General features: G+C 68.8%; 27 protein-coding genes and 10 pseudogenes. 24 read left to right on the top strand and 13 right to left on the bottom strand.

Annotated elements, in window-relative coordinates:
- Window positions 1–2 precede the first annotated feature (2 nt).
- The 7 genes and pseudogenes from AB5J55_RS00490 to AB5J55_RS00460 all read left to right on the top strand — a co-directional run.
- On the top strand, window positions 3–413 hold the full coding sequence (locus AB5J55_RS00490; protein WP_369268706.1) for a cupin domain-containing protein: 411 nt from the start codon (window positions 3–5) through the stop codon (window positions 411–413).
- Between the two features lie 100 nt (window positions 414–513).
- Window positions 514–1,182 (top strand): SDR family oxidoreductase, encoded by a 669-nt coding sequence (locus tag AB5J55_RS00485; RefSeq protein WP_369268705.1) that lies wholly within the window; start codon window positions 514–516, stop codon window positions 1,180–1,182.
- A gap of 11 nt (window positions 1,183–1,193) precedes the next feature.
- Window positions 1,194–1,739 (top strand): cyclophilin-like fold protein, encoded by a 546-nt coding sequence (locus tag AB5J55_RS00480; RefSeq protein ID WP_369268704.1) that lies wholly within the window; start codon window positions 1,194–1,196, stop codon window positions 1,737–1,739.
- A gap of 41 nt (window positions 1,740–1,780) precedes the next feature.
- Window positions 1,781–3,040, top strand: a complete 1,260-nt coding sequence (locus AB5J55_RS00475) for an MFS transporter (protein ID WP_369268703.1) — start codon at window positions 1,781–1,783, stop codon at window positions 3,038–3,040.
- A gap of 36 nt (window positions 3,041–3,076) precedes the next feature.
- Window positions 3,077–3,844 (top strand): SDR family NAD(P)-dependent oxidoreductase, encoded by a 768-nt coding sequence (locus AB5J55_RS00470; protein ID WP_369268702.1) that lies wholly within the window; start codon window positions 3,077–3,079, stop codon window positions 3,842–3,844.
- Window positions 3,845–4,008: 164 nt separating this feature from the next.
- Window positions 4,009–4,494 (top strand): annotated as a pseudogene (locus AB5J55_RS00465) ((2Fe-2S)-binding protein); the annotation flags it as partial.
- Between the two features lie 41 nt (window positions 4,495–4,535).
- Window positions 4,536–4,647 (top strand): annotated as a pseudogene (locus tag AB5J55_RS00460) (XdhC family protein); the annotation flags it as partial.
- Window positions 4,648–4,774: 127 nt separating this feature from the next.
- Here the strand turns inward: AB5J55_RS00460 and AB5J55_RS00455 are convergent.
- On the bottom strand, window positions 4,775–5,152 hold the full coding sequence (locus AB5J55_RS00455) for an STAS domain-containing protein (protein ID WP_369268701.1): 378 nt from the start codon (window positions 5,150–5,152) through the stop codon (window positions 4,775–4,777).
- A 169-nt stretch (window positions 5,153–5,321) separates the two neighbouring features.
- On the opposite strand from AB5J55_RS00455, the gene AB5J55_RS00450 reads away from it, so the two are divergent.
- Entirely contained in the window at window positions 5,322–5,792 is a 471-nt protein-coding gene (locus AB5J55_RS00450; protein ID WP_369268700.1) for an ATP-binding protein, read from the top strand.
- Between the two features lie 23 nt (window positions 5,793–5,815).
- Here AB5J55_RS00450 and AB5J55_RS00445 read toward each other — a convergent pair whose 3' ends face one another.
- The gene (locus AB5J55_RS00445; protein WP_369268699.1) at window positions 5,816–6,160 is read right to left on the bottom strand and encodes an ANTAR domain-containing protein; all 345 of its coding nucleotides are present in this window, start codon (window positions 6,158–6,160) and stop codon (window positions 5,816–5,818) included.
- A 653-nt stretch (window positions 6,161–6,813) separates the two neighbouring features.
- Between AB5J55_RS00445 and AB5J55_RS00440 the strand changes: the two genes are divergently transcribed.
- The 3 genes from AB5J55_RS00440 to AB5J55_RS00430 all read left to right on the top strand — a co-directional run bounded on the left by AB5J55_RS00440 (window position 6,814) and on the right by AB5J55_RS00430 (window position 9,060).
- Complete coding sequence (locus AB5J55_RS00440; protein WP_369268698.1) at window positions 6,814–7,440, top strand: DUF6328 family protein; 627 nt, start codon at window positions 6,814–6,816, stop codon at window positions 7,438–7,440.
- 155 nt (window positions 7,441–7,595) lie between these two features.
- Window positions 7,596–7,838 (top strand): DUF6411 family protein, encoded by a 243-nt coding sequence (locus AB5J55_RS00435; RefSeq protein WP_369276038.1) that lies wholly within the window; start codon window positions 7,596–7,598, stop codon window positions 7,836–7,838.
- Window positions 7,839–8,214: 376 nt separating this feature from the next.
- Window positions 8,215–9,060 (top strand): RNA polymerase sigma factor SigF, encoded by an 846-nt coding sequence (locus tag AB5J55_RS00430; protein WP_369268697.1) that lies wholly within the window; start codon window positions 8,215–8,217, stop codon window positions 9,058–9,060.
- 101 nt (window positions 9,061–9,161) lie between these two features.
- Here the strand turns inward: AB5J55_RS00430 and AB5J55_RS00425 are convergent, their stop codons facing one another.
- Window positions 9,162–9,608 (bottom strand): ATP-binding protein, encoded by a 447-nt coding sequence (locus tag AB5J55_RS00425; RefSeq protein ID WP_369268696.1) that lies wholly within the window; start codon window positions 9,606–9,608, stop codon window positions 9,162–9,164.
- A 291-nt stretch (window positions 9,609–9,899) separates the two neighbouring features.
- Window positions 9,900–10,060 (bottom strand): annotated as a pseudogene (locus AB5J55_RS00420) (CsbD family protein); the annotation flags it as partial.
- Between the two features lie 149 nt (window positions 10,061–10,209).
- On the opposite strand from AB5J55_RS00420, the gene AB5J55_RS00415 reads away from it, so the two are divergent.
- Window positions 10,210–10,380, top strand: a complete 171-nt coding sequence (locus tag AB5J55_RS00415; RefSeq protein WP_055495969.1) for a hypothetical protein — start codon at window positions 10,210–10,212, stop codon at window positions 10,378–10,380.
- A gap of 131 nt (window positions 10,381–10,511) precedes the next feature.
- Here the strand turns inward: AB5J55_RS00415 and AB5J55_RS00410 are convergent.
- A pseudogene (locus tag AB5J55_RS00410) lies at window positions 10,512–11,319 on the bottom strand (IS5 family transposase).
- 322 nt (window positions 11,320–11,641) lie between these two features.
- Here AB5J55_RS00410 and AB5J55_RS00405 point away from each other — a divergent pair.
- The 3 genes and pseudogenes from AB5J55_RS00405 to AB5J55_RS00395 all read left to right on the top strand — a co-directional run.
- Window positions 11,642–12,427 (top strand): annotated as a pseudogene (locus tag AB5J55_RS00405) (alpha/beta fold hydrolase); the annotation flags it as partial.
- A gap of 137 nt (window positions 12,428–12,564) precedes the next feature.
- Window positions 12,565–12,865 (top strand): annotated as a pseudogene (locus AB5J55_RS00400) (SpoIIE family protein phosphatase); the annotation flags it as partial.
- Window positions 12,853–13,191, top strand: coding sequence for an STAS domain-containing protein (locus AB5J55_RS00395; protein WP_369268695.1), 339 nt, complete (start codon window positions 12,853–12,855; stop codon window positions 13,189–13,191). The pseudogene AB5J55_RS00400 and the gene AB5J55_RS00395, both read left to right, overlap by 13 nt.
- A gap of 465 nt (window positions 13,192–13,656) precedes the next feature.
- Here AB5J55_RS00395 and AB5J55_RS00390 read toward each other — a convergent pair.
- The 3 genes and pseudogenes from AB5J55_RS00390 to AB5J55_RS00380 form a co-directional block, all read right to left on the bottom strand.
- Window positions 13,657–14,302: pseudogene (locus AB5J55_RS00390) on the bottom strand (hypothetical protein).
- A gap of 490 nt (window positions 14,303–14,792) precedes the next feature.
- On the bottom strand, window positions 14,793–15,836 hold the full coding sequence (locus tag AB5J55_RS00385) for a fatty acid desaturase (RefSeq protein WP_369268694.1): 1,044 nt from the start codon (window positions 15,834–15,836) through the stop codon (window positions 14,793–14,795).
- 323 nt (window positions 15,837–16,159) lie between these two features.
- Complete coding sequence (locus AB5J55_RS00380; RefSeq protein ID WP_369268693.1) at window positions 16,160–16,429, bottom strand: hypothetical protein; 270 nt, start codon at window positions 16,427–16,429, stop codon at window positions 16,160–16,162.
- A 702-nt stretch (window positions 16,430–17,131) separates the two neighbouring features.
- Here AB5J55_RS00380 and AB5J55_RS00375 point away from each other — a divergent pair.
- From AB5J55_RS00375 to amaP, 5 genes are read left to right on the top strand one after another with little or no spacing between them, the layout of a single operon-like run.
- The gene (locus AB5J55_RS00375; RefSeq protein WP_369268692.1) at window positions 17,132–17,572 is read left to right on the top strand and encodes an Asp23/Gls24 family envelope stress response protein; all 441 of its coding nucleotides are present in this window, start codon (window positions 17,132–17,134) and stop codon (window positions 17,570–17,572) included.
- Between the two features lie 38 nt (window positions 17,573–17,610).
- Window positions 17,611–17,838 carry a hypothetical protein gene (locus tag AB5J55_RS00370; RefSeq protein ID WP_369268691.1) on the top strand — a complete coding sequence of 76 codons (228 nt, stop codon included), beginning with the start codon at window positions 17,611–17,613 and terminating at the stop codon, window positions 17,836–17,838.
- A gap of 14 nt (window positions 17,839–17,852) precedes the next feature.
- Window positions 17,853–18,290, top strand: coding sequence for an Asp23/Gls24 family envelope stress response protein (locus AB5J55_RS00365; RefSeq protein ID WP_369276037.1), 438 nt, complete (start codon window positions 17,853–17,855; stop codon window positions 18,288–18,290).
- Complete coding sequence (locus AB5J55_RS00360; protein ID WP_369268690.1) at window positions 18,287–18,967, top strand: DUF6286 domain-containing protein; 681 nt, start codon at window positions 18,287–18,289, stop codon at window positions 18,965–18,967. Before AB5J55_RS00365 ends, AB5J55_RS00360 begins: the two co-directional genes overlap by 4 nt.
- A gap of 10 nt (window positions 18,968–18,977) precedes the next feature.
- On the top strand, window positions 18,978–19,571 hold the full coding sequence (gene amaP, locus AB5J55_RS00355; RefSeq protein WP_369268689.1) for an alkaline shock response membrane anchor protein AmaP: 594 nt from the start codon (window positions 18,978–18,980) through the stop codon (window positions 19,569–19,571).
- 20 nt (window positions 19,572–19,591) lie between these two features.
- On the opposite strand, the pseudogene AB5J55_RS00350 reads toward amaP, so the two are convergent.
- Window positions 19,592–20,112, bottom strand: a pseudogene (locus AB5J55_RS00350) (helix-turn-helix domain-containing protein); the annotation flags it as partial.
- Window positions 20,113–20,398: 286 nt separating this feature from the next.
- Here AB5J55_RS00350 and AB5J55_RS00345 point away from each other — a divergent pair.
- Entirely contained in the window at window positions 20,399–20,719 is a 321-nt protein-coding gene (locus AB5J55_RS00345; RefSeq protein ID WP_369268688.1) for a three-helix bundle dimerization domain-containing protein, read from the top strand.
- Between the two features lie 31 nt (window positions 20,720–20,750).
- Window positions 20,751–20,891: a hypothetical protein gene (locus AB5J55_RS00340; RefSeq protein WP_369268687.1), complete on the top strand. Its 141-nt coding sequence runs from the start codon at window positions 20,751–20,753 to the stop codon at window positions 20,889–20,891.
- Between the two features lie 210 nt (window positions 20,892–21,101).
- Here the strand turns inward: AB5J55_RS00340 and AB5J55_RS00335 are convergent, their stop codons facing one another.
- Together AB5J55_RS00335 and AB5J55_RS00330 are read right to left on the bottom strand one after the other, a co-directional pair.
- The gene (locus tag AB5J55_RS00335; protein WP_369268686.1) at window positions 21,102–21,761 is read right to left on the bottom strand and encodes a response regulator; all 660 of its coding nucleotides are present in this window, start codon (window positions 21,759–21,761) and stop codon (window positions 21,102–21,104) included.
- On the bottom strand, window positions 21,758–22,885 hold the full coding sequence (locus tag AB5J55_RS00330; RefSeq protein ID WP_369268685.1) for a sensor histidine kinase: 1,128 nt from the start codon (window positions 22,883–22,885) through the stop codon (window positions 21,758–21,760). The genes AB5J55_RS00335 and AB5J55_RS00330 overlap by 4 nt, the downstream gene beginning before the upstream one ends.
- A gap of 232 nt (window positions 22,886–23,117) precedes the next feature.
- Here AB5J55_RS00330 and AB5J55_RS00325 point away from each other — a divergent pair, with 232 nt between their 5' ends.
- Window positions 23,118–23,516: a DUF6223 family protein gene (locus tag AB5J55_RS00325; protein ID WP_369268684.1), complete on the top strand. Its 399-nt coding sequence runs from the start codon at window positions 23,118–23,120 to the stop codon at window positions 23,514–23,516.
- 76 nt (window positions 23,517–23,592) lie between these two features.
- Here the strand turns inward: AB5J55_RS00325 and AB5J55_RS00320 are convergent.
- Both AB5J55_RS00320 and AB5J55_RS00315 read right to left on the bottom strand, forming a co-directional pair.
- Window positions 23,593–24,477: pseudogene (locus tag AB5J55_RS00320) on the bottom strand (APC family permease); the annotation flags it as partial.
- Between the two features lie 77 nt (window positions 24,478–24,554).
- Window positions 24,555–24,780, bottom strand: a pseudogene (locus AB5J55_RS00315) (cation transporter); the annotation flags it as partial.
- A 287-nt stretch (window positions 24,781–25,067) separates the two neighbouring features.
- Between AB5J55_RS00315 and AB5J55_RS00310 the strand changes: the two are divergent.
- A complete protein-coding gene (locus tag AB5J55_RS00310) occupies window positions 25,068–25,223 on the top strand; it encodes a DUF6131 family protein (protein WP_369268683.1) in 156 nt (51 codons plus the stop codon).
- Window positions 25,224–25,922: the final 699 nt, after the last annotated feature.

Here is a 25,922-nt window from a genome sequence, read left to right as displayed (position 1 = left end):
TCATGCAGATCACCCGCAGTTCGATCGACACCGTGAAAGGCCCGGCCGACTGGTTCACCGGCGACGTCTACATCGACGCCGTAGCCGCAGCACCGGCCCCGTCCCGGGTCACCGCCAACCTGGTGCACTTCATGCCCGGCGCCCGCACCCACTGGCACCGCCACCCGCTGGGCCAGACCGTCTTCATCACCGAAGGGATCGGCCTGTGCCAGCGCCGGGGTGGACCGGTGGACGTCATCCGACCCGGCGACCGTGTCCTGTTCGAGGCCGACGAGGAGCACTGGCACGGCGCCGCGCCGAACCGGCTGATGGTCCACCTGGCCATCAACGAGGGCGACGACGACCACGCCGTCGTGCACTGGCTGAACCCCGTCACCGACCACGAATACGCCGCCGCACCGGCCACCGGCTGATCCGGGACAGGTCGGTCGACCTCACTCACGCCCTGCCCGCTGACCCGCTGCGGCTGGCCGCCTTCCCTCGCCTCGTACCTCTCTTCGCCAAGGACTCACCATGACCACGTTCGCACTGGTCGGCGCAGGTCCCGGCCTGGGACTGGCTGCCGCCCGCCGATTCGGCAAGGCAGGCCACAGCGTCGCACTCCTCGCCCGCCACACCGCTCGACTCAACGAACTGGTGGCGACGCTGGGCAGCGACCGAATCCGCGCCCGCGGCTACTCTGCCGACGTCCTCGACCCCGACTCGCTGACCGGGGCCCTGCACACGGCGGCTGTGGATCTGGGCACCGTGGAGATCCTGCAGTACAGCCCGGTGCCGCGGGCGGACTTCATGAAGCCGGTGCTGGAAACCAGTGCCGCCGACCTGGATGCTCCGCTGTCGTTCTCCGTGAAGGGCCCTCTCACCTGCGTGAACGCTGTTCTGCCCGGTATGCGGGAGCTCGGCAGGGGCACGCTGTTGTTCGTCAACGGCGGCAGCGCGGTGCACCCGAAGCCCAGCGTGGCCGGCACTTCGATCGCGTTCGCCGCCGAGAGCGCCTATGCGGCGATGCTCCACACCGCGCTCGCCCCGGAGAACATCCACGCCGCGCAGCTCATCGTCCCCGGCGCGATCAGCCCCGACTCCGAGCACTCCAGCCCCGAGGTCCTCGCCGAGCGGCTGCACGGCCTGCACACCGACCGCAAGGGCTTCCGCCACTACGCCGAGCCCATGCCCGCGCCGTAGGACGGCACCCCATGACTTCCACCCTTCGCCGGGCCCTGACCGCCACCGCCACCACCGGCGTACTGCTGCTTGCCGCGACCGCCTGCTCCGACGACTCACCGGCCGAGCAGTCCTCCTCCACAGCCTCCGCCTCATCGTCCGCCCCGGCGTCCGGGCAGCCGCAGACCTCGGCTTCGGCGAGCCCGTCCGGCACAGACAGGAGCACTCCGATGGACATCCGCATCACCATCGACGGCCGACCCGTCGACGCGACCTTGAACGACAGTCCTGCCGCCCGTGACCTTGGCTCCCTGCTCCCGCTGATCCTGGACCTGGAGGACTTCCACGGAACCGAGCGGATCGCCGACCCGCCGAGGAAGCTGACCACCGAGGACGCCCCCGAACCGCAAGCACCGAAGACCGGGGACCTCACCTACTACGCCCCTTGGGGCAACCTCGCCATCTTCTACAAGGACGGCCCCTCCGCCTCCTCCGACCTGCTGATCCTCGGCCACATCGACGCCGACGCCGACCTGCTGTCCGGGGCCGACCGGATCACCATCGAGGCTGCCTCCTGACCTCGCCCACCACCTCTCCTCGTATGGGAAGAAGTTTTCGCATGCTCTCCGCCACCGGGCCTGCCCCCGGCCGACTGCCCTTCGTTGTCTGGGTGCTCGCCGGCGGCACGTTCCTGATGGGCACCACCGAGTTCGTCATCGCCGGCCTGCTGCCCGAGATGGCCGCCGACCTGAATGTGAGTGTGTCGCACGCCGGTCTGCTGATCACCGCGTTCGCCGTCGGGATGATCGTCGGCGGGCCCACGATGGCCATGGCCACCCTGCGCCTGCCCCAGCGCCACACCCTTGTCGTCGCACTGGCCGTCTTCGCTGTCGGGCACGCCGTCGCCGCGCTCAGCACGTCCTTCACTGTCGTGCTCACCGCCCGTGTGGTGACCGCCCTGGCCACCGGCGCGTTCTGGGCTGTCGGCTTCGTGATCGCCACCACCGCCGCCGGGCCCGCGAGCGCCACGCGGGCGGTCGGCGTCATGATGGGCGGCCTCACGCTGGCCAACGTCGTCGGCGTGCCGATCGGCTCCTTCGTCGGCCACTACACCGGGTGGCGCGGCCCGTTCTGGGCGCTGGCCGTCCTCGCCGCCCTGGGCGCCGCCTTCGTCGGCCGGTTCATCCCCCGTACCGAGCAGCGGGCCGTGACGTCGGTGCAGGCCGAGGTGCGGGCCCTTGGGCAGGGCCGGCTGTGGCTGGCGCTCGGCGCTGCCGTGCTGATCATGGGCGGGGTTCTGGCGACGTACACGTACATCACGCCGCTGCTGACCGACCGGGCGGGCATCCCGGCCGGCGCCGTGCCACTGGTCCTGATCGCCTTCGGTGTCGGCGCGCTGGGCGGCACCGCCATCGGCGGCCGTCTCGGGGATCGCCACCCGATGGCCACGACGATCGCCGCGGCGGCGGCCACCGCCCTCATCCTGCTGGCCCTGATCCCGGCCTCGAACAGCCCGGCGGCCGCCGTGGCCCTGGTCTTCGGCATGGCACTGACCGGATTCACCGTCAACCCGGTCGTCACCTCCCTCGCCGTCCGCTTCGCCGGCGACGCGCCCACCCTCACCTCGGCGCTGACCACTTCCGCATACAACACCGGCATCGCCGCGGGTTCGGCCCTCGCGGCCCAGGCGCTGGACTCCTCGCTCGGGCTGACCGGACCAGCCCTGACCGGCGCGGTCTTCGCCGCACTCACCCTGCTGCCACTGATCGCCCTCGCCCTCAGCGGCACCACCTGCCCCTCCCGGATCGTCGCCCACCACACCACCTGCACCGCCGAGCCGCAGCAGGCAGCCGATGCAACCGCGACGAGCGCCCGCTGAACTCCACGTCCGTACACCTGTGCTGGCGCACCTGTCATGAATCCCACCTACGACTTCTCCGGACAGGTCGCCTTCGTCACCGGTGCCTCCTCCGGCATGGGCCTGGCCACCGCCCGCGCCGTCGCCGCCTCGGGGGCCGCCGTCACGCTCGCCGATATCAACGAGGACGGCGTCAACGCCGCCGCCAATCAGCTTGCCAACGAGGGCCACCAGGTACTCGCGCTGGTCTGCGACGTCACCGACGAGGATCAGGTCGCCGCCGCCGTCGACCGCACCGTGGAGACGTTCGGGCGGCTCGACATGGCCTACAACAACGCCGGGATCATGCCGCCGCCCACCGACGCCGCCGACGAGAGCGCGGAGCAGTTCGACCGCGTCCAGGCCATCAACCTGCGCGGCATCCGGGCGAGCGTGAAGCACGAGCTGCGCCACATGCGCGGCCAGGGCAGCGGAGCGATCGTCAACTGCTCCTCCCTGGGCGGCCTCGTCGGCAACCCGGCCCGCGCCGCCTACCACGCCACCAAGGACGGGGTGATCGGCCTGACCAAGAGCGCCGCCCTCGAATACGGCTCCCGCGGAGTCCGTATCAGCACCGTCTGTCCCGGCACGACCAGCACACCGATGGTCGACGCCATGGTCGAAGGCGGAGAGCTCGACCGCAGCCAGGCCGAAGCGGGCCAGGCCATCGACCGGCTCGGCACCGCCGACGAGATTGCCCAGGCCGTCCTGCGGCTGTGCAGCGACGGCGCCAGCTACGTCACCGGCATCGGCCTCCCCGTGGACGGCGGCTGCACCGCCCGGTAACCACCCCGGCCGGGCCCTACCGGCCCCCGTCCCGGTCCCGCTCTCGTACAAGCCGAACCGAACCCGCGTAAGCCTCTTGGCCGCCAAGAGGCAATGCCGCCATGCCCCGCACGGGCGCTACCTCTGTGCTGTTGACCGTTTCCACGACGCGAAGGTTTCCCCACATGCCCACCGAACCCGTCCCGCAAGAATCCGTCGCCGTACCCGCCGGCCCGGAGTCGCGTACAGCGCCGACCCGGCGCACCTTCATTGCCACCGGTACGGCCGTCGGCACCGCCGTGGTCGCCGGTGGCGTCCTCGGCACCGACCTCCTGGCCCAGCCCGAGGCGGCAGCCGCCGCCTCGGTGCCCTCCAGCCGCCTCACCGCGACCGTCAATGTCACCCGCCACACGGTCACGGTCGCCAACCGCACCTCCCTGCTGGACCTGCTGCGCGAGCACCTGGGCCTGACCGGTTCGAAGAAGGGCTGCGATCCGGGCGCCTGCGGGGCCTGCACCGTCTTGGTCGACGGACGTCGGCAGAACGCCTGCCTCACCCTCGCCGTACGGACCGAAGGTGCCGAGGTCACCACGATCGAGGGCCTGGCCAACGGCGACCAACTCCACCCCCTGCAACAGGCGTTCATCGATCAGGACGCCTTCCAGTGCGGCGGCCCGCCCCATCCGCCCGGCCTCCCGCGACGGAGAACCCCATGCTGAACATCGCGGACACACTGCACACCTGGGTGCCGCGAACAACGCCCCTTCGCCCTGGCCACCATCACCTCCGTCACCGGCAGCGCACCCCTGCCGGTCGGCACCTCCGACCGCAGGCGGATCCACCGGATCGAACCTGCCCTCACGAGGGCCTCAAACGGGCCTTCGAGCTCGCCGACGCCCGGCCCGACCTGCTGCGCTGGGACGCAGTGAGTGAGCATCGCTGGGCGGGATGTCAGGCGTGGAGGGCTTGGCGCAGGGTGTTGTGGCAGTCGATGACGGTGTCGATGCCGACGAGTTGGATGGTGTGCAGCACAGCTTCGGTGGGTGCGGCCAGGCGCAGCCAGCCGCCGGCTTCCGCGAGATCCTGGTGGGCGGTGATGAGGATGTTGATGCCGGTGGAGTCCATGAAGCTGACGCCGCTCATGTCGGCGACGACGCAGGGGCCGGGAGGAGTGATGGCGTCAAGGGCTTGCCGTAGAGGTTCGCCAGTCTGCTGATCGATCTCGCCGGTGGGGGAGACCACGCGGATATCGCCATTGACGGTGGTAACGACCGAAAGCAGGCCCAGTTGGACAGCTTGTTCCGTACCCTTCGTTTCTTCCTTAGCCATGTCGGCGATACTGGCACGCCCGGAGTTTCGCCCCAAGTACTGTCCGCATCGCTCGGGTGAACCGTCTTGATAGTGGAGCCTGCACGCCGCTGCGGTGTCACCGTACGCGGTGGACTCAATCGGGTGCGGGCGGGTAGGCGCAGTGTGTGAACGGGGAGCGACGGTATTGATGAGCCAAGCGGGGCCGCTGGGCGAGGACGGCGGGGCCGGGCGTTGTTCCTTGCAGAGCACGGTGGCTCTGGAGGGTGATGGCACGACCATTGCTCAGGCCCGTCATCTGGCCGTCGACTTCCTGAGGCGCATCCAGAGCGAACACGGGGTGGCGGTCTCGCAGCGGTGTATGGAGCTCACGCAGTTGGTTGTCAGTGAGCTGGTCACCAACGCCTGTAAGTACGCGCCCGGTCCGGTACTGATGGATCTGAGGATCGAGGGCGGTGTGGTGGAGGTCGAGGTGTGGGATTCCGACCCGGTGCTGCCGGTGGCGCGGGCCGCTGATGCCGGCCGGGTGGGCCAGCACGGTCTGGAGATCGTGCTGGCCGTCGCTGAGGGTTTCGATGCCCGGCGAGAGCCGGTCGGCAAACGCATCACGGCCCGTATCCCTCTGGTCGGCGATGACGCTCCCCGGGGCCGGCCTCAGTAGGTTGCATGGGCGGCCTGTGCGGTTCACGGGCCAGCCGGCCGAGAGGTGGCGTGCCGGGCCAGGGCTGCGCGCAGTTCTGCCAGCAGAATGTCGGGGAGTGTGGCGCCTTGGGCGTGCTTGAGGATGTGTTCTGCGACGGCGGACAGTTTGATGTTGGTGTGCTGGGAGACTTCCCGCAGCATGGCGAAGCCGTCCTCCGACGCTATCTGGCCCACGACGGTCAAAACGCCGATGCCCTGGTCGACCACGGCGTGGGAGACGACTGCCTGGTGCAGGTGCTGGGTCTCCACACTCAGCCGCTCCACCTCCGCCCGCAGATTGCTGTCTGTGGTGGGAAGCGCCTGGTCGGAGCGTTCGGAGGTAGCCATGAGCTCATCCACGGATGCAACGGGTCACGGTCATGTCGCACGCCTGCCCGCAGTCCATTTCAGCATCCACCTGCCTGCTGTGTGACACAACGCATGCGTCCTCCGGGCCCGCAGGCCGCAGGACGCATACTGCGGCTTTTGTCCGACCCCCGCCTCGCGCGAGTAGCCAGCGCTCGGGTTGCTCAGAGCCCTCTGTCACCCGATTAGAGGGGTGAGGGCCCGGGTCCGGGCGTTGGCTAAGCCGGGCCCTCACGAGGAATCGGCCCGTTCGTGCGCCGCGTTGACCAGCCGCAGATAGCGCCGCGCCTCACCGTCGTAGGGGCGGCGGAGGTGGTTCCGTACGGGATCAGCCGGGTCATCAAGGGCCGTTGACGCCGATGGCTGATCATCGTTTCGAGCCGGTCGCGCACCAGCGGCCACTGTGGCGCGATGGGACGCAGAACTCGCCGCCGTTATCGGCGCCATCATCGCAGCTCGTGGCACAGGGGGGCGGGTGCCATCGCCGCGCTCCTCAGCCGCAGCACGGCCCGCCCACCGGTCTGCGTACCCCGTGAACCCCCTTGACTACGGAGCTGCTTCTCGGCCAGCGAGAGGTGCCTCGGGGCAGAGGTACGGAGCGATTCCCGTCATGGCACATGGCGCGGATCTCAAGCATGTCGCCCTTCTCCGAGGGACGTGAAATCGCCGATGGCGGGCATCCGGGTATTCCCCGACGAGAGGACGCCTTGAGCATGACCGACCGTTCGCTGTCCAACGCGCCACAGCCCGGCTGCCCCTGTTGCCGCAAAGCGGGAGATCACAGAACCCCGGAACCGCAGGAACCGGAACGGGAACGTCTGAATCGCAGGTGGAACGAGATCCTGCAAGAGACAAGGGTCGCGCAGACCGGTGTGCAGATTCTCTTCGGTTTCCTGCTGAGCGTGGCCTTCACTGCGCACTTCCACAAGTTGGAAACCTTCGATCACGTGGTCTACGTGATCACTGTGATACTCGGAGCCTCCGCTACTGGGGCGCTGATTGCTCCGGTGTCCATACACCGGCTGTTGTCCGGGCAACGCATGAAGGACCACATCGTCAGGGTTGCAGGCAGGCTGATGGTGTTCGGAATGGTGCTTCTCGCGTTGACGATCGGCGGCACGCTACTGCTTCTCCTCCACGTCGTCGTGCCGAGCCTTCTCGCCGAATTGCTGGTCGGCGGTGTCATGTTGTGGTTCGCCATGTGCTGGTACGGATTGCCCATCTGGCTTCGCCGACGCTCCGCTCGCGACGACCAGGCATAAAAGCACGGCGAGTTCGGTAGTTCCGTGAAGTACCCGGGTACCCGACATGGACATCTGCTCGTCAGTGGCATCGGCGCCTTCGCCCCTGCCCGTCGCGCATGGCCTCGTGCCCTGAGGGCAACCGACAGACACGTCTCACGTTCAGGAGTCGCATGATGATGATCGTCGGAATCGTCGCGCTATGCGTCGTTCTCGCGCTTCTCGCTTTCCTCCTACCTCGCCTGTCACACCATCCGCAACGCGGCACCCAGCGCACACTCGGCGCCGGAGCACGGGCCGGCGGGAAGGCCCCCGGCTTCCTGGGGCGCGTTCTCAGTAAGCCCTTCCGCAGCAGTTCCAAGGCTGCCGGCCGCAGCGGTTCGGCTGGTCGACGGGCCCGCGGCCACATGCCGTTCTGACCGGTGCACGTTCCCTCGTGAGCGTCAGAGGCTCAATACTCCTCGCCGTTGGAGTACCAGGGCGCGTGCAACGCGCTGATCGAGATGAACATGTCCCTCGTGCCTTCGCCCGCGGCAGTGTGGCCGGCCTGGCAGCCTTGCCGCTGCTTCGGAACACCTGAGTGGTCAGCCGTGCGGGTGGCTCGCCGGTCGGGGTGAACACGGTCCAGTCGGTGCTGACGGCTTCGGGCCACCGCTTGCGTGCCGCCTGTCGGTGTGTTCCCACCTCCATCCATACGAGTCGGCATACATGCAGGGTGAGGGGGTAGACGCGCGTCGGCGCCGGTCGCATCCGGCCGGCAGCGGCGGTTGGTCTTGTTGGTGGGAGGGGTTTGTCATGGCGCTCATGAGCGCGGCGGCGACGGACGCGCAGGCGTGCGAGTTGCCGGAGGTTGCCGCTCCTTCCCGGGTGGCGCCGAAGGACGCACGCGAGCTGTCCAGGATGTTCTTCGATCAGCTGGCGGTGTTGGAGGAGGGCACGCGCGAGTACAGCTACGCGCGGAACACATTGATCGAGATGAACATGTCCTTGGTCCGTTTCGCGGCCGGGCGGTTCCGCAGCCGTGGGCCGGAGGAGATGGAGGACATCGTTCAGGTTGGCATGATCGGTCTGATCAAGGCCATCGACCGGTTCGAGCTGACCCGGGAGGTCGAGTTCACCTCCTTCGCCATCCCCTACATCGTGGGGGAGATCAAGCGGTTCTTCCGTGACACCACCTGGGCCGTGCACGTCCCTCGCCGGCTCCAGGAAGCCCGCGTCCAACTGGCCCAAGCCACCGAGGAACTCCGCAGCCGCCTGGGCCGCACGCCGACGGTCAAGGAACTGTCGGAGCTGATGAGCCTGCCCGAGGACGAGGTCATCGAGGCCCGCCTGGCCGCCAACGGCTACAACTCCTCCTCCCTGGACGCCGCGGTCGGCTCCAGCGACGACGGCGAGAGCGTCCTGCAGGACTTCATCGGTACCGAGGACCAGGCGCTGGAGCTGGTGGAGGACTTCCACGCCCTGGCTCCGCTGATCGCCGAACTGGAAGAGCGGGACCGGCAGATCATCCACCTGCGGTTCGTGGAGGAACTCACCCAGGCCCAGATCGGCGAGCGCTTGGGCGTCTCGCAGATGCACGTCTCCCGGCTGCTGTCGCGCACCCTCGCCCGGTTGCGGGAAGGCATGCTCGTCAACAACTGAGAGGAGGCCCCGGGCATGGCGGGCACCTGACGCCTGCCGACGGACCGGCGACTTCCTGAATGGCGGACATGCGAATGCGCTCTTGCTACCTCACACGCCCGCTAATTGGCGGGCTTGCGCAGGTCAAGGTGAGCGGCGACTTGCTTGCCGGTATCCAGGGCGACGGTGTGCAACCGGTCGCACAGCCGGGCAACCAGGCGCAGGCCGTGACCGCCGACGCGGCGGCCGTCGTGTGTTCGCAGTTCGGGCAGGCGAGGGGAACTGTCGCTTACGGTGATGCGCAGCAAGGCGGCGTCGGGTGTCACTTCCAGCGCCAGGCTTCCCGGGCCGGGTGCGTGGCGCAGCGCGTTGGTGACCAGTTCAGTGACGATGAGCTGTGCGTCCTGGCCAGGCCGGTGGTCGGGGTCGTAGCCGGCCCTGGCCAGCAGCGCGCGTACGGCCGCGCGGGCTTGGGCGAGCGATGTGTCCGTGTACCAGGCGATGCTGTGTCGCAGGGGCGCCGCAGGGTCTCGTTCGTACGATGACCGATTATCCAGCGGTGTGACCATAGAACTCTTCCCGTGGGTCGTTCCTTGTCGATTTCATCGAGGTTGTCGTTATCGCGCAATTACGTGTACCCGCTGTCGCCTTGTTCATGATGCGCTCCCGGTTACACGGCGCGATGCTGACTCGGCCTTCGAACTTGTCGGCCGCAGCAGTCTGAATCGTCGAGCGGATCAGACTGCACCTGTCGTCACCAGACGGTCAGAGCGCGAGCAAGGCGCGGTTGCTTGCTGAATTGAGAAGGGCCTTCCCGGAGTGTTTGCGGGAAGGCCCTTCTGTCGGGGAAAGAGGGTACGTCAGTGCTTGAAGGCGTCCTTGGCCTTTTCCTTGGCCTCGCGGGCGTCACCCGTGCTCTTTTCTGCCTGTCCCTCGGCGGCCATGCGGTCGTTGCCGGTGGCGCTTCCCAGGGCTTCCTTGGTCTTCCCTTGGCCTGCTCGGTCTTCGCCTTGGCCTTCTCGCCGGCAGTCTTGGAATGCCTCCTCGTAGCCTTTGGTGTCGCCGTAGCGGTAAACCCACGCGTGCCCCGGCCTTCCCTTCATAAACAAGGTGTTACGCGGGAATGAGTGGTGAATTTCCGGGCAGTCGGAGGGCAGGAGGTTGATAACTATGGTTCCCCTGCTTCTTGTTCTGCTTCTCGCGGTAATCCTTTTCGGCGCCGGCTTCGCCGTCAAGATCCTCTGGTGGGTGGCCCTTGCCGTCCTGGTGGTGTGGCTGCTCGGTTTCGTCATGCGCTCCACCAGTGCCGGCGGTGGCCGCGGCCGGTGGTATCGATGGTGATCTGAACTTCGCGCGCACCCTTCGTAGGGCCCGGCCGTCATGACGGCCGGGCCCTACGTTTGTGCCCAACGAACGCGGGAACGCGGCGCATCAGCCCCGGGCGAAGGCGCAAAAAAACAGACTTACAACGGCTAACACAATGAGCCGAGTTGTCGGTGGGTGATGAGACAGCAGGCCAGTTTGAGGAACGCTTCGTGGATGTCGGCCCGTCGTTCCCAGCGGATGCGCAGGCGGCGGAAGCCATGGATCCAGGCGAAGGTGCGCTCGACCACCCAGCGGTATGTGCCCAGTCCGGTGCCGTGCCGGGTGCCTCGGCGTGCGATGGCCGGCACGATGCCGCGGACGCGAACCTGATCGCGGTAGATGTCGTGGTCGTAACCACGATCGGCGAACAGCGAGTCTGGTCTGCGGCGAGGGCGGCCGACTCGGCCGCGGACCGATGGGATCGCGTCGAGCAGGGGCACTGGGTGACGTCGTTGCGGTTGCCGCCGGTCAGCAGGACCGCAAGCGGAGTGCCGTGCCCGTCGGTAATCACGTGGTGTTTCGAGCCGGCCCGGCACCGGTCGACCGGCGACGGGCCCGTGTGCTGCGCCCTTTTAGGGCCCTGACGTGGGAGGAGTCGACCACGCAGCGGGACCAGTCCAGTCGCGAAGCCGCGTTGAGCTCGGCGAGCAGGACCTCGTGCAATCGCTGCCAGACGCCGGTCTCGTTCCAGTCCCGCAGTCGGCGCCAGCACGTCATCCCCGAGCCGAACCCGAGGTCCTTGGGCAGGTACTCCCACTGGATGCCGGTGTGCAGTACGTACAGGATCCCGCACAGCACCTCCCGGTCCGGTAACGGCTTACGGCCCGGGTAGCGAAAGCGCCGTTCTCGCTGCGGCAGCAACGGCTCCAGGCAGTCCCACAGCTCATCCGACACGATCCACGGCGACGTCCCCACACCGAGCCGAACGCTCAACTGCCGCCCCGGACACGGCCATCAGGGCCGATCCAACTCATTATGTTAGGCGTTCTTAGGGTGTGACGGTTGCGGGTCGGGCACGCGCGAAAGAACCCGCGCATCCTCCTGCCGCATTTCGCCCGCCAGACCAATCGCTGCGCTCCGGGCGTGTGCGGGTGCGTGAAAGCAGGCGGTGACGCTCTTGCCGCGGGGACAGCGATAGTTGCCCGCCAGGCATCGGCGAGCGCGCCCATCCCAGCTCTCAGCGATGACGGCCAGACGGGTCGGTGTCCTATCTGCCCCAAAGGGCCAGGCTCAAGGCGTGTGCGGCGGAGCCAGGCGGGCTGCCTGCTTCGGCAACGGCATTGTTGTGTTGGCTCACGGGTTCGGCTGTCACCAGAACATGTGGCGGCTCACGGTGCCGGCTCTGGTCGAGGACTACCGGGTGGTGCTGTTCGGCTACGTGGGTTCGGGGCGCGCAGATCTGTCCGCGTTCTCGGGGGACCGTTACGCCTCTCTGGGGGGTTATGCCCGAGACGTGGTGGATGTGTGTGAAGCGCTCGACCTGCGCGATGCGGTGTTCGTGGGGCACTCGGTCAGCGCGATGATCGGGGGACTCGCCGCAGACATGGCGCCGGAACGGATCGGGGCGCTGGTGATGGTCGCACCGTCGCCGCGCTACATCGACGACGGCTACCGGGGCGGGTTCAGCGCGGAGGACATCGACGAGTTGCTGGCGTCCTTGGAGTCGAACTATCTGGGCTGGTCGGCGGCGATGGCCCCGGTGATCATGGGTAACGCGGAGCGTCCCGAGCTGGGTGAGGAGCTGACGAACAGCTTCTGCGCCACCGACCCGGACATGGCACGTGTCTTCGCCCGGACCACGTTCCTGTCGGATTCGAGGGACGACCTGAAAACCGTTCAGGTGCCGACGCTGGTGCTGGAATGCACCCAGGACGTCATCGCCCCCCGCGAGGTCGGAGCCTTCGTCCACCAGGCGATTCCCGGCTCGACGCTGGTCACTCTCGATGCGACCGATCACTGCCCGCACCTGTCCGCGCCCGAGGCCACCGATGAGGCGATCACCGCCTTCCTGGCGGACATGCGCCGATGTGCCGGACCGGGCAGCTACCCGACCCGCCGGGCGCAGGCGACGAGGGAACATCCAATGCGGCGTTCGCCGCGTTGCTGGAGGACAGCGTCGAGGAGTTGTACGAAAGCGCACCGTGCGGGTATCTGTCCACGCTGCTGCCCTCCGCCCCGTTCAGCACCGCCGCCACCACCTCGACCCCGGCGACACCCTCCTCCTCTACACCGACGGCCTCACAGAGGCCCGTACCGGTGACGACCGCACCACCCTGTACGGCGACGAGGCCCTACGCGCCTTCGCCATCGGCGATGCCGGCAAGCCCGCACATGCCGTCATCCAGGCCTGGGCGGCCTGCTGGACGACTTCGGTGAGGGCCTCGACGACGACACGGCGCTACTGGCCCTCGGCGTCCCCACCGACCGCTCTACGACGAAGAACACGGAATGCGCCTGCTGAAGATCATCACCCGAGACGCCGCGACCGGTCCCGTTCTGGAGATCACCGGCGAACTCGGCTACGCCAACGCCGCCGAGCTGCGGGACCTGCTCACCACTCTCACCCTCCAGCCAGGCCAGCGCCTCGTCCTGGACCTGGCCGGCATGGACTTCTGCGGCTCCAACGGTGTCACCGCCCTGATAGCCGCGCGAAACCTCGCCCACGCCGCCCGGGCAGACATCGCACTCGCCGCCGTCCCTGCCCGTACCCTGCGCGTACTGAACGTCGTCGGCCTCGACCAGATCTTCCCCGTTCTTCCTGACAGCCACGCTGCCACCCAGCCCTGAACGCCAGAACGCAGCGCACTCAGCCGCTTGTACAGGGCGGCCAGGCAAATGCCGCACCTGGGTGAGTTCCTTCTGAGCGATGATCGGCATGAGTCCGCAGGACGTTGTCCTCTACACCGTCCTGCCCACCTTCCGCACCATCTTCCCGCCCCCGCAGGACGTGTCCGACTCGCTGTGCCCGCTCCGACCTGTTGCGCCAGGACCCAACCAGCCAGCCCTTGACGTGCACGCTGAGGTGGGGTGTGTGTGCCCCGAGGTGAAGGAGGGGTGGGCGGGGGGCGTAACCCCTGCTCACGTACGGTGCTGAGCGGCAGCTCAGCGCCTGCCTGCTGTCGGCCCGACTGCGCACGTGGGGCCCGGTGGGACAGGGGCCTTGTAGGCAGGCCGGGTTCAGCTGCTTTCCCCTGGGGACTGGCGCGGCTCAGGCTCTTCTGGTTCAGCCCACGTCTCGTTGGCCCGAATGTGTCAGGAAGGCTGGACCTCGTCGAAGAGGGCGAGGGCATCGGAGAGGTCCGGGCTTACGAGGCGTTCCAGACCAGCCATCGTGGTGTTCGCCCACCTCACGGCCCGTGCCCACATCTGTTCCTCGAAGGCGCGCACGGCCTCGTCCAGATCTCCAGGGCCGGGGGGCGGCGGCGATGGACTCGGCGAGTTCGGCGCCTTCCAGCCTCGCGAGGTTCGCGCCCACCCCCAACGGGGGTATCAGGTGGGCGGCGTCGCCCAGTAGCGTCAGCCCGGGAGACGTGGCCCAGGTGTGGGACACGGGAAGGGCGTAGAGGGGGCGGGGGGAGGTCTCGACCAAGGTGACGCCGGTGTACTGGGGCGTCGCGGACGAGACCGCCGGGCGGACCCGGGACCAGGCACCGTCCGCGCCGATCACGAGGTCGAACGTCTCCTGTCGCCCGTCCGCGAAATGGACCAGCACGCCATCCCGGCTCTCCGGCACCACCTTCGTTACGACCCGCCCCCACTGAACGTCCGGAGGTCCCAGCAACAAGTCACGGAGTTGCCCGCGGTCGATCTCGGGATTGGCCCGGTCGCCCGGGTGCAGGACGCGAGCAAAGGTAAGGCCGGCGGGGCCGCTGCCGATCACGGCGATGCGGGGTCTCATGTCGATACAACGCACGGCCCCTCACCAAGCCAGTCCCCGCCCCGTCACCGAATCGAAACGACGGCATGAGTCAGCGGACGGATGATCCGCGTCGTGCTCAGTGCGGGGCAGAAGGGCGCATGGTTGTACGGGCCGACCTGCGCATCCCGTTCTCTCGCCTCGCCCTACTTTGCACCGTGGGTCGATCAGGGCCTGGGGGCATGGAGGTAAGGATCAGTGTGTGACGACTCGTCTCACGCCGTCCGCTCATGCATCGCTCACGCGCATCTACAGATGGCAGCTCACCGCACTCGCGTTGCCACAGGCGGGCGGCTGGTTCGTCGACCAACAGATCGAATGCCCACAATTGGTGAGCCGAATGACCCGGAGCGGTGGCCATGACGTCGGCTATCTCCCGGTTGGCCTCGGGGCGCTTCCAGCAGGTCCGCCGGGAGGGCTGATACACCGCCTCATGGTCACCGGTCCTTCGGCCGATGGCTTGGGCACGTCTCTAGGCAGGGACGCGGGCATGCCGGAGTGGTGCTCCGGCCTGATGGAGGCTTGCGAGGGCCAGCCGGTAGGAGGTGATCAGCCCGGTCTCCACGTAGTCCAGACCCAGTTCCTGGCAGTGGCGCCGCACGATGGTTCGGGCCTTGGGCAGGTTGGGGCTGGGCATGCTGGGAAACAGGTGGTGCTCGATCTGATGGTTCAGCCCGCCCAGTGCGATGTCGATGAACCTGCCGCCGCGCACGTTGCGTGAGGTGAGCACTTGGCGGCGGAGGAAGTCCGGGCGGTCTTCGCCTGTCAGGATCGGCATGCCTTTGTGGTTGGGCGCGAAGAGGGAGCCAAGGTAGAGGCCGAACAGGCACTGGTGGACGGCGAGGAAGGCGATCGCCATGCCGGGCGGCAGCAGCCAGAGCAAGGCGGTCAGGTAGGCCGCGAAATGCGCGAACAGCAGGACGCCGTCGAGCGTTCGGTGCTTGAGTGAGCGATTGGCCAGCGCCTTCACGCTCGACACGTGAAGGTTGAAGCCCTCCAGTGTGAGGAGCGGGAAGAACAGGAACGCCTGCCAGCGGCCGATCAGGCGGGGGAGACCCTTGGCGGCCCGGGCCTGATCCTGGGACCAGACCAGCAGGTCGGGGTCGAGGTCGGGGTCGAGTTCCTCATGGTTGGGGTTGGCGTGGTGGCGGGTGTGTTTGTCATGCCACCACCCGTAGCTCATCCCGATACCGGCACCGGCGATCCGGCCGGACACCTCGCTGGCCCGGCGTCGCCGGAACACCTGGCGGTGGGCTGCGTCATGGGCGAGGAGGGCGACCTGGCCGAAGACAACGGCCAGGAAGGCGGCGACCGCCAGTGTCCACCAACTGTCGCCGACGAGGGCGACGGCGGCCCACCCACTGACATAGAGCCCGGCCACCATCGTGATCCGCAGCGCGTAATAGCCGGGACGGCGTCCCAGCAGGCCGGCATCAGCGATCTTTCTCGACAATCGGGCGAAGTCGCTGCCAGACGTCTCCGAGAGTGGTGGACGGACCGTGCTGATTCTGCTCATGGTGGTGAAGCTCTCTCCGAAGGAGGCGGATGGCTCGGCGCCGCCTTGGGAGCCGCTGAGACCGGGCCGCAGGTAGGTACGTGCTTCCTCCGCTGGGGGAAGCACATCGCAGGGGCGAGGACGACGTTTGCTTGGTCAGCCAGCGGCCGCGCAGGCCCTCATCTGAACGCGGGTTCCCTGCCAGGCAGGTCTCACACCGTGGCAGGACAGGCTTGTGGAGCGGTCCGTGCGCTTTCATGGCAGAACCGAACGCGGCCCGGTGAAGCGGTCCGCTCAGCACGGTGATGGCCGAAGGCGTAGAGCTGCCGTTGACTCCTGGCTGGTCAGGTCGCGGTCTCTGTGATGAGGACGGCGGCGGTGACCGGGCGCGGGGTGTCGGTGGTGGCTGCGGCGGCTACGGCCTCCCGGACGGCCCGGGCGACTTCCAGTGGATGGTGTCCGGGGGCGACCGCGAGGTGGACTTCGATGTGCCGGCCGGGTGGATCGTCATGGTCCGACACCTTGACCGGGCGGCTTCCCAGCACGGTGGTGAGGCGGGCGACACCTGGAACAGCCGCCGCGACGTCCGCGGACTGCCTGGCTGGCCCTTGCATGGATCCTGTTCCGGTCACCGGGGGCGAGCTTCGCGCGGCCGCCGCTTCCGGCTCCGACCTCACGGCCCTCGTGGCGGTCCGCGACTTCGCGTCTGTCTCCGGGCCCTCATGGAGATCCGTGACGCGTAGGTCAGCTGTCACGGCGGCCAGGCCGAGCCGTTCGGTGGCCGCGTTGAGCAGTGCGCTTCTCAACTGGTCGGCGGTTTCGGGCAGCGGCTGCTCGAGGGATGCTGTGAAGGCGGCCTCGATCCTGAGCGGGCCAGGCGGTAGCGCGCTGGCCGGCGGACGGACGGCCGGCTCGGACACTGGCGCGAGCGGCGCCGATCCTATGCGCAGAGAGTCCAGCCACACACCGGGAATCTCAGCGGCAGCACGCCCGAGGGCACGGACGGCCGCTTGCTCGGTGATCCATGTCCCGTCGCCGGGCCCACCGAGCGGGAGCAGCCGACCCAGGCCGAGCTGGTGCCGTACTGCCTGCGTCCACGGCTCCGTCACCGGCCTCTCACCCGCCTTCTTTCCATGGCCTCAGTTCTCTCCCTGTCGCGCTGCGCCCGGAGTGTCCGCGAGAGGTTCGGGGAGGGTGGTCGAACCCCTCGTCTGGCCACTCCACCGCAAAGTCCGTAACTCGAACAAAAGGCCCTAAAGCGATTATAATTCCAACAAGCAGTGCCATGTGCGCCTCTTCGAGGGAGGAATATCTCGATGACTGAGGACACCGGCGCAAAGTATGGCGGTGCGCCCGGTTCTCGTGGCCGGACGACCATCGCCGATGTGGTGGTGGAGAAGATCGCCGGAATGGCGGCACGGGACGTGCTCGGCGTCCATGCCCTGGGCAGCGGATTCGCACGCTCGATGGGATCCATGCGGGAGCGGATGCCTGGCGCCGGTAGTGGCAAGTCCGTCACGCGTGGCGTCAGTGTCGAGGTCGGAGAGCTGCAGGCGGCCATCGATCTGGAGATCGTCGTCGACTACGGCGTCTCGATCACGGACGTGGCCGGTGCGGTGCGGGAGAACGTGATCTCCGCCGTGGAGCGGATGGCAGGTCGGGAAGTTGTGGAAGTCAACATCATGGTCAGTGACGTGAAGCTGCCCGACGAGGAGGACGAAGCGGACGAAGGGGAAGAGCGGCAGCGGATCCAGTAGCCGGGGCCGAGCAGCCCGGTTGAGTGAAGGAGCGCGTGATGAGCAGGGCCGTGGTGGGCTTGATAGCCGGAATGACCCTGGGTTTCGCCGCGTATTTCGGTGACTTCTGGGCCTTTCTGCTGGTGCTGGGACTGGGCGTCGTCGGTCTCATGATCGGGCGGTTCATGGAAGGCGATCTCGAACCGGGCGACTTCGTTCGCCGCCGAGACCGACAGGATCGGATCCGCGATGACCGGCGACGGTCTCGGGGAGACTGGCGGCAGTGACCGGCGAAGCGGCAGTGACCGGTGAAACGGATCGGCGTTCGGGCGTCCCCCGCGGGGAGCGCGGCGCGATCACCGTCACCGACCGGGTCGTTGCGAAGATCGCGTCTAAGGTGGCGCGCGACGCGCTGAGCCGGTTCAACGAGTCGGCCGACCACGTACCACCCGGCCGCAGGACGCCACGCGTGACCACATCCGTGCGGCGGGCGCCGGAGCGGAACACCGCAGGACGAGACGCCGAGTCTGCTGCCGGACGGCAGGCGTTGCTCTTCGAGGCACGGATGCGCATCACCGTCGAGCTCGGCTATCCGTCCGACATCGGGGCGCAGTGCGCCGCGGTGCGCCGGGAGGTAACCGAACGGCTCAGAACATGGGCCGCCATGGAGGTGTCCGACCTCGTGGTGTCGGTGGAGAAGCTCCACTCGCGGCACAGGGACCATGAGAGGGTGAGATGAGCGCGAACACCCGGCGGCAGCCGACCGGCGACATCGACCGTCCCTCCGATCCTCAAGGGCCTTCGTCCACGGAGGAACCCCCGGACACCGGCGCGACAGCGACAGCCCGTGAATCGGGCAAGTCGCCCCACCGCTTCTGGTCTGCGCGGCGGATCCCCGCGACCATCGCGGCCCTGCTGTCGGTCGCGGCCATTGGATTGCTCCTGTACGACGTGGTGTCGGTGCGGGCAGGCCGGCCCGGGATGCGCTGGCGACGGCGGCTCGCCGAGGAACTGGCCACACGGCCGCTGGACGACATCTGGATGATCGTCGGGGCTGCAGTGGCGATGGCTCTCGGCCTGTGGCTCTTCCTGCTGGCGGTGACGCCGGGACTGCGCAGGCTGCTGCCCATGCGGCAGCCCACCGGTACCCCCGGGACAGAGGAGGTCCGTGCCGGGCTCGACCGCCGCGCGGCAGCGCTGGTTCTACGCGACCGGGCCATGCGGGTGCCCGGTGTCCAATCGGCACAAGTCGCTGTCGGCCGCCGGAAAGTCAAAGCTCGGGCATGGGCCCATTTCCGCGATCTCGCGGAGGTGCGCACGGACCTGGACGCCACGCTGGGCGAAGCCCTGACGTCCTTGTGCCTCGCCCGGCAACCCACGCTGACCGTCGACGTCCGGCGCCCGAAGAAGGGCTGAGGTGATCCCGATGCTCGCGACAGCGAACCGGGTGCTGCTGGGGCTCCTGGGCCTCGGACTGTTCGCCCTGGGCGGCGGCGTGCTGGTGGGCGGGTTGGATCTGCAACGCCACTGGGATTTCGGCATGCCGGGCTGGTGGCCCTTCCGCGGGCCGGACGATGTGGTGCTGGGCGCCGAGGGCCGCACCCGGTGGCGGGATGAAGGCTGGTGGTGGCCCACCGTCATCGCGGTGCTCGCCGTGCTGCTGGTGCTGCTGCTGTGGTGGCTCCTTGCACAGCGCAGACACCGCCTGGGCCGAGTCCTCGTCAACAGCGAAGACGGCACGGCGGCCCGACTCGACGGCCGCACGCTGGAAGACGTGATCGAGGAAGAGGCGCAGGCCCTCGACGGGGTCTCACGGGCTCATGTACGGCTGACGGGCCGAAGTACCGCTCCCACCGCACGCGTACGGCTGTTGCTGGAGCCGCACGCGGATCCAGCATGGACCCTGGGGCAACTGAGCCAGGAAGCGCTCGCACACGCACGAGACTCGGCCGGCCTGGACCGCCTCCCGTCAAAGGTCCGAATCCGGGAAGTCCGCCACCGCGCCCAACGCGCCGCCTAGAATCCCGTGGCCCGGAGTTGATTGCGTTCGTGGGGCGGGAGCCGGGACCAGTCGCCGAACACGGTGGTGGCGAGCCTGTTCCAGCCCAGGAGGCCAGGTGCTGGCCGCAGACGTACGCGGGGACCCCGTCCAGCGCGTCCAGAACTTGCTGAACGCCGGGCCGCAACTGCTGGCCCTGGAGCATGGCGTGGCGTTTCCCGTGAACTTCCGGCCAGGCAAGGTGGAACAGATGTGCGTGCTCGTCTCCGCTCAGGCGCAGTGCGCGGGCGACAACGTCCAGCACCTCGGGTGACATGGTGTCACCGTGCCCCTGTTCCAGACGGGTGCAGTACGCGAGGGACACTCCTGCCAGCTGCGCGAGCTCCTCGTGGCGCAGTCCCGGCACTCGGCGTCGCCCGGATGGCGGCAGCCCGACGTCCTCGGGTCTCAGCCGGGGTCGGCGGGATCGGAGGAATTCCCGTAGCTCGGCGCGCCGGTCCAGTCCGGGCTCGGAACCTTCGCCGACCGGGGTGCGCGACGGCGGCTGCGCGCTGCTGGGCATGACGTGAGAAGGCCTGTGTGACCTCGTCATCGGTGAGTTCGACGTCGAGCGCGGCGACGGCGTCGGTGAGGTGGTGGGGCTTGGTGGCTCCTGCGGCCATCGCGAACCCCTCGGCCGCCCAGCCCGCAGGTCGACCCATCCGACATGTCGAGCTCATGAACAGATCCGGTGAGCCGGTCCCCGGACCGCGGTCCGTGCAAGTATGGGACGTGGACAGGCCGCCACCGAGCACCCGGATCCTGATCGGATGCCGTAGTCGGCCTTCTGCGACAGTGAGGAGCGCCCCATGGGCGCGAACACGGCCGAAGCCGCGGTACCTGACCCTATTCATGAGCTGACGGACCGACTGACGGCCGCCTACGCCGACCTGCTGACGGCTGCAGTTGTGCGGGATGTGGTGCAGGACTGCTACCAGCCGCTCAGCAACGCTCGTATCCCTAACTACGTGCCGATTCTCGTCGAGCACAGCAGCCGCACCAAGCTACGACAACTCACCCGGCGCTCCGATCCTCCGGTTCTCCTTCGCGAGCACTCCGACCGGGTGCGAGGCCACTCCATCACGAGGGCCTATCGAAGGGTTCGAGGCGCCCTGGCCCGCTCGGCATAGGCGGCCGGGACGCCGCGGGCCTCTGAATCGCATGCGCCTCCTCGCGGCCGACGCCGGTGCTCGCCCGTATCCGGCGGCGGCCGTTGACGACTTGCACCACCGCATCCCGGTCCGCTTCGTTCGTCTGCGCGACGACCTCACCCCGCAGGAGGCGCCGCCCGTCATCGCCTGACCGCCGTACTCCGAGGAGATCACGGTCCGGGCGAACTGACCATCGACTTCTCGGAGGTGGTCGCGGGTTCTTCGGTGCGGGTTACGGGCGCCCCGCAGGAGGTCTCGGGTAACGGTTTTCCGGGGGCGTGAAGGTGGCGAGCACCGTGGCGGTGATGTGGTCGGGGCATGGTCGGAGGCCCACCGCGAAGTCTGTAACCACGGCCAACTGTCAGCCGATGCGCGGGACGGCCAGGCCGGATTCGTAGGCGAGAACCACGAGTTGGGCCCGGTCGCGGGCATGGAGTTTGGTCATGGCCCGGTTGATGTGGGTCTTCGCGGTCATCGGGCTGATCACCATGTGGTCGGCGATCTGGTCGTTGGACAGGCCCTGTGCGGCCAGGGCGACCGCTTCGCGTTCGCGGCTGGTCAGCTCCTGCAGCGCGGCACTGGAGGCGGGGGGCGGCTGGGCGACGTACCGGTGGATCAGCTTGCGGGTGATGGACGGGGCGAGCAGAGCGTCGCCGCGGGCGGCTACCCGTACGGCGTGCAGGAGGTCCTCCGGCACGATGTCCTTGACCAGGAATCCGGCGGCGCCGGCGCGCAGCGCTTCGAAGACGTACTCGTCCATGCCGTAGTTGGTCAGCATGACGACGTGCACGCCGGCCAAGGCCGGGTCCGCGGCGATGCGCCGGGTCGCCTCGATGCCGTCCATGACCGGCATCTGGATGTCGATGAGCGCGACGTCGGGCAGATGCTCTTCGACGAGCACCAGACCTTCTTCACCGTCGGCGGCTTCGGCCACCACCTCGATGTCGTCTTCGAGGTCGAGCAGTGCGCGGAAGCCGCTGCGGATGAGCGGCTGATCGTCGACCAGCAGGACACGGATCATGATGCTCGTTCCACTGGGAGTTCGGCCTGGACGGTGAAACCGTGCTCGCTGCGCGGCTGCGCGCGCAGCCGGCCCCCCAGGGCCGTGATGCGTTCGCGCATGCCGAGCAGCCCGAGGCCGGGGGCCGGGGCGTCGTCGGGGGTGGCCTTGCCGTCGTCGTCCACCTGGACGGCAAGGGCGCCGGGCCGGTATTCGATCCGGACCGTCGCGGTGGTGGCACAGGCGTGCCTGGCGGTGTTGGTCAGCGCCTCCTGGACAATGCGGTAGGCGGTCCGGCCGACCGCGGCCGGCACGTCGTGCCGTTGCCCTTCAATCGTCAGCGTCGCGTCCAGGCCCATTGAACGGGCGCGCTCCACCAGTTCCGGTACGTGCTCAAGGCTCTGCGGCGGGGTCGTGTCGTCGTCGCGCAGGGCCTCCAGGGTCGCGCGCAGTTCCCGTGCTGCTTCCCGTCCGGCCGTCTGGATCGCCAGCAGCGTCTCGGGCACATGCTCGCCGCGCCGACGGGCGACGTGGACGGCGACCTCGGACTGCACCTTGATGATCGAAATCTGGTGAGTGAGGGAATCGTGCAGCTCCCGCGCGATGTGCAGCCGTTCTTCGTCGGCGCGGCGCCGGGCGGTCTCCTCCCGGGTGCGCTCGGCTTCGTCCGCCCGCCGCTCGGCCTGCCGCAGAGCCTCCCCGGCGGCAAAGGCGGCGATCAGCCAGGCGATTTCCAGCACGTTCCGGGCCTGCGCGAATGCCTCGCTCGCCGGCCCGTCGCGGAAGACCAGCGCCGTGAGAGGGAGAACGACGAGCAAACCCACGGATACAGCCACCGTCATGACACGATGCCCAGCCCGCACGGCGCCGTACACCGCAACCAGGTACGAGACGGCGAGCACCTCGAAACCCGCCGCCTCGTACCCCACCACGCACAGGCCGGTGACAGCCAGCACGGCAATCGGAGCCCTACGACGCGCGACCAACGCCAGACCGCCCGCAGTCAGCAGCACAAAGCCGAAGAGCTCGCGCTCCCCAGCCGGGTGCTGCCCCGACAGCCCGGTTCCCAGCAGCAGTGCCGCCACGCTGACGGCAATCACCCAGTCCAGGGCACCGGCCGGGACACGAAAACGCCCTGTGTCCATGCGTGCACCCTAGCCGGACGCCGCTGCGGGCGAGTCCCGCCCGCGGACGAGCGGCCGGCTACCGCACCCGCGGTACTTGCCCGCCGACTGCCACATGCGCGGCAGTCGACTGCCATGTCGATGGCAGTGCGAAGAGACTGCACCCGCCGGACGACCAGCAGGGCGGTCGGCAGGCACGCTCAAGGCACAACGGAAACCGCGGAATTCGCCACGCGCGAAGGAGGAGAGCGGCATGAGCGCAACAGATGTCCTGACGGTGGCCGTCGAGGGCGGAGTCATCGGCGACGGGCGGACAGGGGCCAACTTGGCCCTCGGGGTGGGGCTGATCGGCGTGGCCATCGGCTGGCTGGCCCTGGCCCGCATCGCCGGCCGTATCAGCATCGGCAACGCACGCACCGGCGCCATGGCGGCCATGGCGGCGGGCCTGGTCGGCACGGCCCTCGCGGCACTGCATCTGGCCACCTCCAGTGGTGGCCCCGGCACGGGCAACGGGATAGTGGGAGCCATCGCGGCCATCCCATTGGGGTTGATCGCCATGGCCCTCGGCCGACGCGCTCTCGCCCGCTCCCGGCGCACCGAGCGGAGCGCCGACCGCGTCGGACACGAGCGGGAGTTCGGGGCCACCTCATAGGCACCGCCGGACCTACGTCGACGGTCCGCCCGGACATGTGAGTTCGGGGTGACAACGCGCTCGCGCAGGTGAGCGTTCAGGACGCCCGGCGGGCGCTGATGACCCGGCGTATTCCGTAGGCGGCGAGGCCGGTGGCCAGGACCATGGTCCCTCATGGGACGGAGGCGGCGGGCAGGGTGAAGGCAAGCAGCAGGCAGCCGGCCAGGCCTACTGCGGGGACGATGCGGGGCGGGCGGTTCTCGTCCGGTGTGAGTGTCCAGGCGGAGGCGTTGGCGATGGCGTAGTAGACGAGGACGCCGAAGGAGGAGAAGCCGATCGCTCCGCGTACGTCGGTGGTGGCGGCGAGCACCACGACGACGGCGCCCACCAGCAGTTCGGCGCGGTGCGGCACCTGGAAGCGCGGATGGACGGCGGCCAGGACGTGGGGCAGGTGCCGGTCGCGGGCCATCGCCAGGGTGGTGCGGGAGACGCCGAGGATCAGGGCGAGCAGGGAGCCGAGCGCGGCGACGGCCGCCCCGGCCCGCACGACGGGCGCCAGCCAGTCCGCCCCGGCGGCCCGCACCGCATCCGACAGCGGCGCGGCCGCCTCGCCCAGCCCCTGGGGGCCGAGCACCATCAGGACGGCGAGGGCCACGGCCGTGTACACGATCAGGGTCGGGCCGCGGGCGAGCGGGATGCTGCGCGCGGGATCGCGGACTTCCTCGCCGAGGGTGGCGATGCGGGCGTACCCGGCGAAGGCGAAGAACAGCAGTCCCGCCGCCTGCAGCATGACGGTGACGGTGGCGTCGGAGCCGACATCCAGCCGGACGGTGTCCGCCGCCGACGAGGTGAGGCTGGCGACCACGACCGCCGCCAGCACCGCCAGTACGACGGCGGCGACACCCCGGGTCAGCCACGCGGACTTCTGGATCCCGGCATAGTTCACGGCGGTCAGCGCCACCACCGCGGCGACCGCCATCGAACTGTTCGAACCCGCCCGCTAGGCGAAGCTCATTCACACCCGCCGCAAGCGAGTTGCGGCAGCACTGGAGCTGCCGATCATGTGCAGCAGGCGCACCCGGGACGGCAGTCGCACGCGTCGCTCACTGGCCGCGGCCGGAACCGTCGCGATGGAGGGGGCGCAGCAGCCGTTGCCCTGCCAGGCGTCGCGGCCTTCCTTGACGGCGACGGCGGCGATGACGAGGGCGGCAATCGGGTCGGCCCAGGACCAGCCGAGGGTGGCGTTGAGGACCAGGCCACTGACGAGGACCCGGACAACCCAGGTCAAGGGCACTGCCGCGCAGGGGGCCCGTGCGACTCGGGAGGCGGCGCGGGGACAGACGAGTCAGTTGACGCAGCAGGCACGCGACTCGGGCTGGCAACTCGCCGACGAGGTCCGGCAGCCGCCCGGGGCTGCCGGAGCCACGTTCACGACGCATACGGACGGACGGCTCACCTCCCATGCTCAATTCGCTCATGACGCAGAAGGGCAGGCAACAGCCAGGTCATCAGGTGACAAGGTGCCGTTGTGGGTACACGGGAAAGAGGCACTACCTGCAGTGGGAGGCGGTCATGCTCATCCTGGGAATCATCCTGCTGGTGGTCGGCTTCGTCACCGGCATCGCAATCCTGTGGACCATCGGCATCATCCTGGCCGTGATCGGCGCCATCCTGTGGATCATGGGTTCTCTGGGGCACGCGGTCGCCGGCCGTCGGCACTACTGGTGATCGAACCAAGCCATCTTCAATCCAGCATCGGCGGTCGGACTCTCTGCTGCGTGATCAGGGGCAGGGGTAGACGGTGACCACCTCGTCTGACCCGACTGCCCTGCTCCTGGTAGCGGGAGGGCACGCGGTGGTCGATGTCTCGTGGGGGTGCTGTCTCCTGTCGGCTCGTCAGGGCGGAGTGTCGTCCTGCGGGATGTTTCGCAGCGCCTGATGGTGGTGAGGTGAGGCGCGCCTTCGTTTTCCCGATGGCCAGGAGCGATGGGTTCGCACGTTAGCGGGGGCCACGACCTTGGACACCGCAGTCATGGCCCCCGCTCATCGGGACGGGGTGTCACCCAGCCGCCCAGTCGAGTCCGAGGACGGCCAGTTGCTGGAGCCCGTCGGGGGTGAGGTTGGCGCGGCGGGTCTCGGCGTTGGGTTGGTCAGCCAGACACCGAGTCAAGATCCTCGCCGCCCCGGAGCCCGCAGCCCGCGCCGTATGGTCGTCGGCGATGGTCTGGGACCTGGACGAAGTGGCCGAAGCCCTCCGCGACCACGGCTCGCAGGCCGCACCGGACCTGCTCGGGGCGCACCACCCCGGGCGCCGCACCGGGAGGCGCTCCGAAGGCGCGCCTGCTCATAGCCGGGCCTCCGGACTCGCAGGGCACCTGCCCCGCACGACCACCCGTTACCCGCGCGCGGCACGGGCAACGGCGGCGG

Source organism: Streptomyces sp. R11 (assembly GCF_041051905.1).
In the GTDB taxonomy this organism is placed as follows: domain Bacteria; phylum Actinomycetota; class Actinomycetes; order Streptomycetales; family Streptomycetaceae; genus Streptomyces.
Note: the sequence above shows the minus strand (reverse complement) of the source record. Positions and strands in the feature narration are given on the sequence as shown.

Coding starts and splice junctions, on each gene's coding strand:
- AB5J55_RS00490 (WP_369268706.1), top strand. CDS start 3: ATGCAGATCACCCGCAGTTCGATCGACACCGTGAAAGGCCCGGCCGAC.
- AB5J55_RS00485 (WP_369268705.1), top strand. CDS start 514: ATGACCACGTTCGCACTGGTCGGCGCAGGTCCCGGCCTGGGACTGGCT.
- AB5J55_RS00480 (WP_369268704.1), top strand. CDS start 1,194: ATGACTTCCACCCTTCGCCGGGCCCTGACCGCCACCGCCACCACCGGC.
- AB5J55_RS00475 (WP_369268703.1), top strand. CDS start 1,781: ATGCTCTCCGCCACCGGGCCTGCCCCCGGCCGACTGCCCTTCGTTGTC.
- AB5J55_RS00470 (WP_369268702.1), top strand. CDS start 3,077: ATGAATCCCACCTACGACTTCTCCGGACAGGTCGCCTTCGTCACCGGT.
- AB5J55_RS00455 (WP_369268701.1), bottom strand. CDS start 5,152: ATGGCTAAGGAAGAAACGAAGGGTACGGAACAAGCTGTCCAACTGGGC.
- AB5J55_RS00450 (WP_369268700.1), top strand. CDS start 5,322: ATGAGCCAAGCGGGGCCGCTGGGCGAGGACGGCGGGGCCGGGCGTTGT.
- AB5J55_RS00445 (WP_369268699.1), bottom strand. CDS start 6,160: ATGGCTACCTCCGAACGCTCCGACCAGGCGCTTCCCACCACAGACAGC.
- AB5J55_RS00440 (WP_369268698.1), top strand. CDS start 6,814: ATGTCGCCCTTCTCCGAGGGACGTGAAATCGCCGATGGCGGGCATCCG.
- AB5J55_RS00435 (WP_369276038.1), top strand. CDS start 7,596: ATGATGATCGTCGGAATCGTCGCGCTATGCGTCGTTCTCGCGCTTCTC.
- AB5J55_RS00430 (WP_369268697.1), top strand. CDS start 8,215: ATGGCGCTCATGAGCGCGGCGGCGACGGACGCGCAGGCGTGCGAGTTG.
- AB5J55_RS00425 (WP_369268696.1), bottom strand. CDS start 9,608: ATGGTCACACCGCTGGATAATCGGTCATCGTACGAACGAGACCCTGCG.
- AB5J55_RS00415 (WP_055495969.1), top strand. CDS start 10,210: ATGGTTCCCCTGCTTCTTGTTCTGCTTCTCGCGGTAATCCTTTTCGGC.
- AB5J55_RS00395 (WP_369268695.1), top strand. CDS start 12,853: ATGCGCCTGCTGAAGATCATCACCCGAGACGCCGCGACCGGTCCCGTT.
- AB5J55_RS00385 (WP_369268694.1), bottom strand. CDS start 15,836: ATGAGCAGAATCAGCACGGTCCGTCCACCACTCTCGGAGACGTCTGGC.
- AB5J55_RS00380 (WP_369268693.1), bottom strand. CDS start 16,429: ATGCAAGGGCCAGCCAGGCAGTCCGCGGACGTCGCGGCGGCTGTTCCA.
- AB5J55_RS00375 (WP_369268692.1), top strand. CDS start 17,132: ATGACTGAGGACACCGGCGCAAAGTATGGCGGTGCGCCCGGTTCTCGT.
- AB5J55_RS00370 (WP_369268691.1), top strand. CDS start 17,611: ATGAGCAGGGCCGTGGTGGGCTTGATAGCCGGAATGACCCTGGGTTTC.
- AB5J55_RS00360 (WP_369268690.1), top strand. CDS start 18,287: ATGAGCGCGAACACCCGGCGGCAGCCGACCGGCGACATCGACCGTCCC.
- amaP (WP_369268689.1), top strand. CDS start 18,978: ATGCTCGCGACAGCGAACCGGGTGCTGCTGGGGCTCCTGGGCCTCGGA.
- AB5J55_RS00345 (WP_369268688.1), top strand. CDS start 20,399: ATGGGCGCGAACACGGCCGAAGCCGCGGTACCTGACCCTATTCATGAG.
- AB5J55_RS00340 (WP_369268687.1), top strand. CDS start 20,751: ATGCGCCTCCTCGCGGCCGACGCCGGTGCTCGCCCGTATCCGGCGGCG.
- AB5J55_RS00335 (WP_369268686.1), bottom strand. CDS start 21,761: ATGATCCGTGTCCTGCTGGTCGACGATCAGCCGCTCATCCGCAGCGGC.
- AB5J55_RS00330 (WP_369268685.1), bottom strand. CDS start 22,885: ATGGACACAGGGCGTTTTCGTGTCCCGGCCGGTGCCCTGGACTGGGTG.
- AB5J55_RS00325 (WP_369268684.1), top strand. CDS start 23,118: ATGAGCGCAACAGATGTCCTGACGGTGGCCGTCGAGGGCGGAGTCATC.
- AB5J55_RS00310 (WP_369268683.1), top strand. CDS start 25,068: ATGCTCATCCTGGGAATCATCCTGCTGGTGGTCGGCTTCGTCACCGGC.